Annotated in this window: 4 protein-coding genes; all 4 read right to left on the bottom strand. The window is 62.6% G+C overall.

What is annotated here, in order from left to right; all coding sequences use genetic code 11:
* Window positions 1-388: heme utilization protein (locus J3361_RS13320; protein WP_207964967.1), on the bottom strand; the 388-nt coding region annotated here is incomplete at its 3' end.
* 300 nt (window positions 389-688) lie between these two features.
* Complete coding sequence (locus J3361_RS13315) at window positions 689-2008, bottom strand: MFS transporter (protein ID WP_014339957.1); 1320 nt, start codon at window positions 2006-2008, stop codon at window positions 689-691.
* A gap of 567 nt (window positions 2009-2575) precedes the next feature.
* Window positions 2576-3901 (bottom strand): sigma-54 dependent transcriptional regulator, encoded by a 1326-nt coding sequence (locus J3361_RS13310; protein ID WP_207964966.1) that lies wholly within the window; start codon window positions 3899-3901, stop codon window positions 2576-2578.
* On the bottom strand, window positions 3894-5660 hold the full coding sequence (locus J3361_RS13305; RefSeq protein ID WP_207964965.1) for an ATP-binding protein: 1767 nt from the start codon (window positions 5658-5660) through the stop codon (window positions 3894-3896). The genes J3361_RS13310 and J3361_RS13305 overlap by 8 nt, the downstream gene beginning before the upstream one ends.
* Window positions 5661-6044 lie beyond the last annotated feature (384 nt).

Genomic DNA, 6044 nt, shown 5'->3' with positions numbered 1-6044 from the left:
CGGCGATGGCGCCGTTGGTACGGTCGAAACCGTCGGCGGCGATGGCGCCGTTGGTACGGTCGAAACCGTCGGCGGCGATGGCGCCGTTGGTACGGTCGAAACCGTCGGCGGCGATGGCGCCGTTGGTACGGTCGAAACCGTCGGCGGCGATGGCGCCGTTGGTGCGGTCGAAACCGTCGGCGGCGATGGCGCCGTTGGTACGGTCGAAACCGTCGGCGGCGATGGCGCCGTTGGTACGGTCGAAACCGTCGGCGGCGAGGGTAGAAGCGCCAGTACGGTCATAACCATCAGCGGCGATGGCCGAGCTGGTGCGGTCGAAGCCGTCGGCAGCAAAAGTGTTGGCGGCCAGTACGGACAGGGTCAGGGCGATGATCAGTTTGGTTTTCATGGTCGTGCTCCAGAATGTTTGGCGTTAGGCGCCTTGGGTGTGGAGTTCATATTACGCTCGTTAATTTGATTAAAAAGCGCAAATAAATGCTTAAAGCTATCGATTAAATCGATCTGTTTCGGATTGTCACAGAACGGTCAATGAGGCCCCATTGCCGGCGTATCGATTGGCGTTCTGTTGAGTCTGAGAATGGAGGTCAGGCATTAACCAGAGATTAATGTCGGATAAATCTTTGGACAGGCAGAACGAAAAAAGGGGCGAACCTGTAGGTTCGCCCCTTTTGTGCGTACGACTTGGAGGTCAGTCGGTCACGATCCGTGAATGCTTGCGGGTGTCTTTCATGGTGATGTACACCAGCAGCGACACGGCGATGCAGGCCGTCACGTACCAGTAGTAGCCGGTCTCCATACCGATGCTCTTGAACCACAGCGCGATGTATTCAGCGGTGCCGCCGAAAATCGACACGGTCAGCGCGTAGGGCAGGCCGACGCCCAGGGCGCGGATTTCGGTGGGAAACAACTCGGCTTTCACCACGGCGTTGATCGAGGTGTAGCCGCTGACGATGATCAGTGCCGCCATGATCAGGAAAAACGCGCCCCACCAGGTCTGGATGGTGTGCAGGGTGGTGAGGATCGGCACGGTGAACAGGGTGCCGAGGATGCCGAAGGCGATCAGGATCGGCCGGCGACCGATCTTGTCCGACAGCCCGCCGATCACCGGTTGCAGGCACATGAACAGGAACAGCGTGGCGGCGGAAATGGTGGTGGAGTCGGAGATGCTCATGCCGACGGTGTTCACCAGGTATTTCTGCATATAGGTGGTGTAGGTATAGAACGCCAGCGTGCCACCCATGGTCAGGCCGACCACGGTCATCAGCTCTTTTGGATGGCGCATCAAGGTGCGCATGGCGCTTTCCTTGGCTTTTTCTTTCTTGGTGAACGACTCGGTTTCTTCCATGCCGCGACGCAGGTACAGCGCCACCACCGCACACAGCGCGCCGATGGCGAACGGGATGCGCCAGCCCCAGGCATACAGCTGTTCAGTGGTGAGGAACTGTTGCAGCACGATCAGCACGCCGAGGGCGATGAGCTGGCCGGAAATCAGGGTCACGTACTGGAAGCTGGAGAAGAAGCCGCGGCGTTCCTTGGTCGCCATCTCGCTGAGGTAGGTCGCCGAGGTGCCGTACTCGCCACCCACCGACAGGCCTTGGAGCAAGCGGGCAAACACCAGCAGGATCGGTGCGCCGACGCCGATGGTTTCGTAGCTCGGACTCAAGGCGATGATCAGCGAGCCGAAGCACATCAGGTACACCGAGGCCATCAACGCACGTTTGCGACCGGCACGGTCGGCGTACAGGCCCATCAGCCAGCCGCCGATCGGGCGCATCAGGAAGCCCACGGCGAAGATCGCGGCGGTGTTGAGCAGTTGGGCGGTGGTGTCGCCCTTGGGGAAGAAGACTTTGGCGAAGTACAACGAGAATGCGGCGTAGACGTACCAGTCATACCACTCGACCATGTTGCCGACCGAGCCGCTGAAGATCGATTTGATCCGGCTGGCGGTGGTTCTTTCACGGGCGGGCACGGCAGCCGACCCAATGGGCAGGGCGTTGGAGTTGTCCATTGAAGGATCCTTCGTTTAATTGTTTTTGTGGAGCGCGTGGGAACGCAGCCTGACAGGGCTATAGCAGGAGCTGTGCCAGGTGGGAGAGGGCCGGTTTAGAGGGGGTCGTGGCGTTGCGTAAGCGGAAATCCGCTTATTGTGGCGGCGGGTGTGGGCGGGAATCCGCTTATGCGGGGAGAGGTTTGTCGTCTGTACCGGCCTCATCGCGAGCAGGCTCGCTCCCACATTACTGTCCGGTGTGCAAAGGTCCCTGTGGGAGCGGGCTTGCTCGCGAAAGCGGTGTATCAGCCCGCTCGATATCGACTGACCTGACGCCTTCGCGAGCAAGCCCGCTCCCACATTTTGCCCGGTGTACATATGATCCTTGTGGGAGCGAGCCTGCTCGCGAAAGCGGTGTGTCAGCCCGCTCGATATCGACTGACCTGACGCCTTCGCGAGCAAGCCCGCTCCCACATTTTGCCCGGTGTACACAGGCTCCTGTGGGAGTTGCCCGGTGTACACAGGCCCCTGTGGGAGCCGAGCTTGCTCGCGATGAGGCCGGTTCAGACACAGCGAATTCAGCGGGCCCTACAAAAACATCTCCCGACTCAACCCATGCCGCTGCATCTTTTCATTGAAGGTGCGGCGTGGCAGTTGCAGTTCCTCAAGCACTGCTTTCACATCGCCTTTGTGCCGAGTCAGGGCGGCGCGCAGGCATTGGGCTTCGAAGGCTTCCTGCTGGGCCGCCAGGGACTGGCCCGGTTCCGTTTCCAGGGCGGGCAGTTGATCGAGCCCCAACACCTGGCGCTCGGCGACGTTGGCCAATTCCCGCACATTGCCCGGCCAGTCGTGGCTGAGCAGATGGCTCAACTGGGGCCCGCTCAAGGGCGCGGCGGGACGGCCCAGGCGTTCAGCGGCGTGGTGGGTGAAATGCTCGAACAGCAGGGGAATGTCTTCGCGCCGTTCGCGTAGCGGTGGCAGGCGCAGTTCGGCGATGTTCAGGCGATAGGCGAGGTCTTCGCGAAAGCGCCCGGCCCGGGCTTCGTCCAGCAAGTCGGGTTTGGTGGCGGCGATGATGCGCAGGTCCACCCGGATGCTCTGGTTGGAGCCCAGGCGTTCGAGTTTCTTTTCCTGTAGGACGCGCAGCAGCTTGGCCTGCTGGGCCAGGGGCATGCTTTCGATCTCGTCGAGAAACAGCGTGCCGCCATCGGCGTATTCGAGTTTGCCGATGCGCTTGCCCTGGGCCCCGGTGAAGGCGCCGCTTTCATGGCCGAACAGTTCGGCCTCGAACAGCGGTTCGGGAATCGCCGCGCAGTTCAAGGCTACAAAAGGTTTGCTTGCCCTTGGGCCGAAGTCGTGCAGGCAACGGGCGACCAATTCTTTGCCACTGCCGGTTTCACCACGAATCAACACGTTGACCGGCAATGTTGCCAGGTCCAGCACCTGGCGTCGCAGGTTTTGCAGCGAGCGGGACACGCCAAGCAAGGTGGCGTCGAGCTTGGTCCTGGCATCGGCCTGCTCGTGCAACCGACGGTTTTCCAGCACCAGGAAACGCTTGTCCAGGGCCCTGCGCAAACTGCCAAGCAAGGCTTCGGGGCTGAAGGGTTTTTCCAGGAAGTCGTAGGCACCGTCGCGCATGGCCTCCACGGCCATGGGCACGTCGCCGTGGCCGGTCAACAGAATCACCGGCAGGTCCGGATCCCGGCGGCGCACTTCGGCCAGCAGATCCAGGCCACTGAGGCCGGGCATGCGCACATCGCTGAGGATCACCCCGGGGAAATGCTCCGGCAGCCGGGCCAGGCATTCGTCGGCGCGACTGAACAGCTGCACTTGGAACCCCGACAGGCTCAACCACTGCTCGACGGCACTGCGGATACTGCCTTCATCATCCACGACCATGACTGAATCAAGCATGCAGTTGAGCCTCCTGATCGATGGGCAAGGTCACGCAGAATACCGCGCCGTGCTCATGGTTGTCCGCCGTCAACCGGCCACCGGACTCATGGATGATTGCGAACGAAACCGCCAGCCCCAGGCCCAGGCCGTCGCCCACGGCCTTGGTGGTGAAAAACGGATCGAACACTTGGGCCAGGTGTTCCTCGGCGATGCCGGTGCCGCTGTCGCTGACGGTGAGGCGCCACAATTGCTCATCGGCCTCCAGGCGCACTTCCAAGCGTTTGAGAGGTTGCTCGGCCATGGCGTCGAGGGCGTTGCGCAGCAGGTTGATCAACACCTGTTCGAGGCGGATCGCATCGCCGCGCACCCACGCCGGGCGAGTCAGGTGCAGCACGCTGCTGACTTGCTCGTCACGCAGGCGCGTGTCCAGCAGTTGCAGGGCCTGGTCCACCACCGCCGCCAGGTCCAGGCGCTCGCGCAGGCCGCTGGGGCTTTTGCGCGCGAATGTCTTCAAGTGGCCGGTAAGGGCGGCCATGCGGGTCAGCATGTCGTCCACCGGCTTGAGGGCTTTGTAGGCGTCATCGACCCGCCCGTGATCCAGCAGCAGGCGCAAGGTTGCCAATTGCATGCGCTGGGCGGTCAACGGCTGGTTGATTTCATGGGCCAGGGCCGCCGACATCTGCCCCAACGCCGCCAGCTTGGCCGATTGCACCAGCCCGTCCTGGGCCGTGCGCAGATCCCGGGTGCGCTCCTCCACCAGCCGTTCCAGCTCTTCGCGGCTGCGCTGGCGCAACCTTGCCAGGCGCCAGCGTTGGTTGAGAAACAGCAACAGGAACACCAGCGCCAACCACAAACCGGCGGCGGCAAGCCCGGCGTTGCGCAAGTCCTCGAAGGTGATTTGCGGGCGACGCAGCAAGTGCAGGGTCCAGCCCTCGGCAGTCAACGGCAAGGATTCCCACAGGTAATCCGCCGAGCCATCGGGGGCTTCGACCCGGGCCAGATGGCTGTTGTCATCGAAGCGGCGCACCGGCTCATGGGCCAGGGCTTGCAGTGGTTGTTTGTCGTATTGGCGGGTGGCCTTGAGTTCGGCGCGGTCATTGTCGGTCAGTGGCTGCAAGTGGCGATAACGCCAGCCCGGGCGATTGGCGATAAAGATGATGCCCCGGGCATCGCTGACCAGCAGGGTGTCGCTGCCCTGGCGCCATTCGCGCTCCAGTTCCGGAAACTCCAGTTTCACCACCATCGCACCAAGGAACGCGCCGTCGTCGCCGGTCACGGCGCTGGAGAGGAAGTACCCGGGGATGCCGCTGGTCACGCCCACCGCATAGAACCGCCCGGTGCCCTGGGTGCGGGTCTGGATGAAGTAGGGGCGGAAACCATAGTTGTGCCCGACGTAGCTGCTGGGCAGGCGCCAGTTGCTGGCCGCGACGGCCAGGCCGCTGTGGTCGAGCAGTTCCAACGTGGATGACTGAGCGGCGCCATTGATCTGTTCGAGCTTGCGATTCAGCGCATCCTGCTGGGCTGGACTGACCGGCCCTTTGAGGGCCGAGCGCAACTCCGGGTCCAGCGCCAGCACGGCGGGCAGGGCGCGGTAGCGTTCGATCAGGGTGTGCAACGAATTGGCATACAGCGCCAACTGCTGGCTGGCACGGCTGGCGTCTTCTTCCAGGGCCTCGCGCTCGGCGTGGCGCACGGCGAGGGTGGCGGCAACCGCCGCGCCGGTGAGGATCAGCAAGGTGTACAACGACAGGCGCAAGGTACGGGTGGTCGGCAGCATGCTGGCGTAAACCAGTGGAAAGTCGGGCGGGCACGATAGCATGGCGGTTGCTTCGAGCGATCAGGTAGTTAGCCTCCAACAGGGATTGGTCGTGGATTGGGATGTTGTGTCACCTGAGATCCAGTGTGGGAGCGAGCCTGCTCGCGAAGACGCTAGCACATCCAACTTGATGTCGACTGACACACCGCTTTCGCGAGCAGGCTAGCTCCCACAATGACCGCAGTGATCCCCAAACTTATGAACACCCAAGATCACCTGTGGGAGCGGGCTTGCTCGCGAAGAGGCCGGCCCATCCAACATCACCGCAAACTGACACACCGCTTTCGCGAGCAAGCCCGCTCCCACAGGGGGGGGGCTGTGGCATCACTGCACAAAAAAGGCCGG

It is taken from the genome of Pseudomonas sp. OA65, assembly GCF_017498305.1.
GTDB lineage: Bacteria > Pseudomonadota > Gammaproteobacteria > Pseudomonadales > Pseudomonadaceae > Aquipseudomonas > Aquipseudomonas zanjanensis.
Note: the sequence above shows the minus strand (reverse complement) of the source record. Positions and strands in the feature narration are given on the sequence as shown.

Coding starts and splice junctions, on each gene's coding strand:
- J3361_RS13315 (WP_014339957.1), bottom strand. CDS start 2,008: ATGGACAACTCCAACGCCCTGCCCATTGGGTCGGCTGCCGTGCCCGCC.
- J3361_RS13310 (WP_207964966.1), bottom strand. CDS start 3,901: ATGCTTGATTCAGTCATGGTCGTGGATGATGAAGGCAGTATCCGCAGT.
- J3361_RS13305 (WP_207964965.1), bottom strand. CDS start 5,660: ATGCTGCCGACCACCCGTACCTTGCGCCTGTCGTTGTACACCTTGCTG.